Raw genomic sequence first — 1,333 nt, forward strand, 5'->3', positions numbered from 1 at the left:
CCTTCGGCTCTCCCTTGATGAAACCCGCCGCGTAATTGCGGCATCCCGTAAGCTGCTGGACCGGATGGCGAACCGGTTCGATGAACACGAGTGGAGGGTTCCTACTCTGGTGAGAGATACACCTTGGCTTCCTTGGCGGCAGCCTCAAAGGCCTTTCGTACCACCTGAGGGTCAATCGGATCGCTCTCTAGATCTGACAGGCAAAGGTTCACCGCCTTGTGCCAGCGGGGTCCTCTGCGGGTCCACCTCTTGAGTTGCTCAAGGGCTGCCCTCGCATTGTTGCAGCCATGCCTGTCGCCGGTTTCAGTCTTCACGAACACCGGAGGGACGAACCAATGGGTTGCCATTGAGGGATAATTAGAGGGGGTGGGAATGTTTGGTAGAGATGTCTGGGCCGGTGATCGAATTTGGCTCGCGCGAAGAGCGACGCGACCTGCTAATCAGGAAAAAGCCTACCCTCCTCCTTAGCGGCAGCCAGGAATGCCTTACGGGCCTCCTCAGCTTCCATCTCGTCGAATATCACGGCCATGCAAACGCTCACCGCGAGGTCCCAGCAAGGGCCACGCTTCGTCCACTTCAGCAGCTCCTCGCCGGCTGTCTCGGCGTTGTTGACGTTGCGAAGGGTCCCGGGACGCTCGGTCTTGACGGGGACCGGAGGGGAGAACCAATGGAGTGCCATACAGTCACTCTTTGTCGGCCCTATCAAGTTCCTGCAGCAAATGCTTTTGCTCAGCCGGCAGCTCCCGTTCTACAGGCAGATTTAGCAGGTTGCGAAGGTGATTGCGGATTACCTCTGAAGTGATCCACCGCCGCACCACTTCGGCAATAACCTTCTGTTTGGCTTTATCGATTTCAGCCATGTTCGGGCCTGCATGCTTAAAAGGACCGAACTGCACCGCGAGCGGATTTGTTCCTTTGAATGATGGGCGGAATGTTTGGTAGAAATTTCTCAGCAGGGGATCGGATTAGTGGCTCGCGCGAGGACCCCCTGCCCTCTCGACCCTATAGAGCGCGCCTCGATCCGCCTTTGGTCCCACAACCCCGGATCGGTCGTGCCGACGTACACCTGAGGTCGAACCAATGGGCTGCCGGGAGGACTATTCGTGGAGGTCGAACGCGACTGACAGTCCGAAGGCCGGGGCCGCAGTGACTATAAGGTAGACCAGCTCATCGTCAGTAACCAGCAGATACGGAGAGTCTCGGCGTATCTCTGCGATGGTCTCCTTTACGGACAAGACTTCACCGCGAGAGGCTTGCAGGATCACTTTCTGAACAAGGTCCTTCGTGGCAGCTGCGGCGGGTGGAGAGTTCGGTTGATCGCCCATCCTGGGAG

The 1,333-nt window shown here is 57.9% G+C and carries 4 protein-coding genes; all 4 read right to left on the minus strand.

Annotation, left to right across the window (positions count from 1 at the left end; all coding sequences use genetic code 11):
- Nucleotides 1-101 precede the first annotated feature (101 nt).
- The gene (locus NKH98_RS32875) at nucleotides 102-347 is read right to left on the minus strand and encodes a DUF982 domain-containing protein (RefSeq protein ID WP_352506242.1); all 246 of its coding nucleotides are present in this window, start codon (nucleotides 345-347) and stop codon (nucleotides 102-104) included.
- Nucleotides 348-436: 89 nt separating this feature from the next.
- Nucleotides 437-679: a DUF982 domain-containing protein gene (locus NKH98_RS32880; RefSeq protein WP_352478412.1), complete on the minus strand. Its 243-nt coding sequence runs from the start codon at nucleotides 677-679 to the stop codon at nucleotides 437-439.
- Between the two features lie 4 nt (nucleotides 680-683).
- A complete protein-coding gene (locus NKH98_RS32885) occupies nucleotides 684-860 on the minus strand; it encodes a hypothetical protein (protein ID WP_352478410.1) in 177 nt (58 codons plus the stop codon).
- 237 nt (nucleotides 861-1,097) lie between these two features.
- The coding region (locus NKH98_RS32890) for a hypothetical protein (protein ID WP_352904312.1) at nucleotides 1,098-1,333 on the minus strand (236 nt) is incomplete at its 5' end.

It is taken from the genome of Mesorhizobium sp. M0833 (assembly GCF_040319905.1).
Classification (GTDB): Bacteria; Pseudomonadota; Alphaproteobacteria; order Rhizobiales; family Rhizobiaceae; genus Mesorhizobium.

Coding starts and splice junctions, on each gene's coding strand:
- NKH98_RS32875 (WP_352506242.1), bottom strand. CDS start 347: ATGGCAACCCATTGGTTCGTCCCTCCGGTGTTCGTGAAGACTGAAACC.
- NKH98_RS32880 (WP_352478412.1), bottom strand. CDS start 679: ATGGCACTCCATTGGTTCTCCCCTCCGGTCCCCGTCAAGACCGAGCGT.
- NKH98_RS32885 (WP_352478410.1), bottom strand. CDS start 860: ATGGCTGAAATCGATAAAGCCAAACAGAAGGTTATTGCCGAAGTGGTG.